2 protein-coding genes are annotated in these 1,529 nt (G+C 50.0%); one reads left to right on the top strand and one right to left on the bottom strand.

Features of this window, described 5'->3' with window-relative positions; all coding sequences use genetic code 11:
* Window positions 1-613 (top strand): hypothetical protein (locus AC1DUA_RS37010; RefSeq protein WP_477504470.1); only part of this gene is annotated, 613 nt, incomplete at its 5' end.
* Between the two features lie 56 nt (window positions 614-669).
* Here AC1DUA_RS37010 and AC1DUA_RS37005 read toward each other — a convergent pair.
* Window positions 670-1,529, bottom strand: an 860-nt coding sequence (locus AC1DUA_RS37005; protein ID WP_477504469.1) for a hypothetical protein, incomplete at its 5' end; no start/stop codon positions are given.

The following is a 1,529-nucleotide window of genomic DNA, read 5'->3' as shown; positions in this document are numbered from 1 at the left end:
AAGCAAGTATATTCATATGTTGATAGGAGATGGAGAAATGATTCCAAAACAACGAATGGCTGGAAAACCGAGCAGAATTGTTCGGCTCCCCAAGAGCGCAGGTCTGCCAAGAAGCAAAGCCATGCTGCTGTACCGAACGCAACTTAGAAAGTACCATAAGTCTGGATCAGGCCGCTTTCTGAGCCAGCGCACGGTTTCGATCGGCACCGACAATTCCTGGTTCAATGCGCAAATCATCCCCCGCGACCCAGCTTGGGTGTCCGTTGCAAATGCCAACTATGTTTGGTACTCTGGCAACTTAAACAGTGAGAATGCCATTATTTCGACACGATTCACGCTTGCTCAGAATAGAGCCATTCTCGGCGCCTCACTCTTCCTATCTGTCGACAATTATGCCGTTGTCATCATCAACGGTGTGCCGCTCCTCTTTGACGGACCGCAGAATACACCTTCGTTCTACAACCCTGGCCGTACTTTCGACATTCGGCGATTTGTAAGGCGCGGACGCAACGATGTCGTTATCATCGCCTTCAACCTTGGCGGACCGCGCACCGCAGAAATGCCTGCAGGCGTTGCCGCCAGACTCGATTTCCGACTCAGTAACCCGCAGTAATAGATTTGCCTATCAAAAAGGCCGGGCCTCCATCCGCAGATGGAACCCGACCTTTTCTACATCAATTGTCGTTCGCCCCCATAGCGGCGCTTCAATTGACTTAAGAAGAACTGCAGCGAGAGGAATAACAGGGCGAAGCTGGTTCCTACGCTCAAAATAATCCAAGGATGCAGCCTAATATATCTAGAGCCATACGCGATAAGGGATAACCATTCCCCCGATGTTGTGATCGTAATGGAGTAGCCCGCGTCACTGTCGCCAATTGTTTCCGTACCGCCAAGTACGATGTTAAACACAGCCAATTGACCCAACAGGAACAGCACTTGCATGAATTCGCTAAGGAACATGAACATCATTTCATTCCTCATGCAAGGGATTAAATGCCGGACTGTGCGATGAAAAACGGAGCCCCCCATTAAGCGCGATGCTTCAATGAATAATTTATCATTATAATAGCGTGTTCGTTCGGCTATCTGATGAGCTAGCGGAAATACACCGATGAACGTGACGAGAATGACAAAGGTGGCGGAGAAGAGCAGCTTGTAGTGCGCGTCCGCTTTCACCCAATGATCGAGCCTCAACCCGAAATACATCCCAGCTAATGGTGGAAATAGAAACACAAAAGCCGGTACGGATGCGACTACCCACTGCATCGCCTTTAGAACGCCCCACCCTTTGCCGGTGGTCCCGCTCCACAATCCCCAAGGCAGCGCAATAACAAAACGGAGCAATGTTAGAACTAATGTCGTGCCCAGCGTATACTTCAATCCATTAAGCAGCAGGCTGAGCACATCAAAGCCACGATGATCCGTCCCCAGCAGGAACGTACTGTTCGGCGAAAACGGCGGAATGCTGTACCGTGTTTTCCCGTCTTGTTGATACTGAATCATGTTGATTTTATCCTCGGGCGCAATAC

The sequence above is a fragment of the Paenibacillus sp. 01T422 genome (assembly GCF_056398785.1).
The sequence above is the reverse complement of the archived record's forward strand: the minus strand, read 5'-3'. Positions and strand labels throughout refer to the sequence as shown.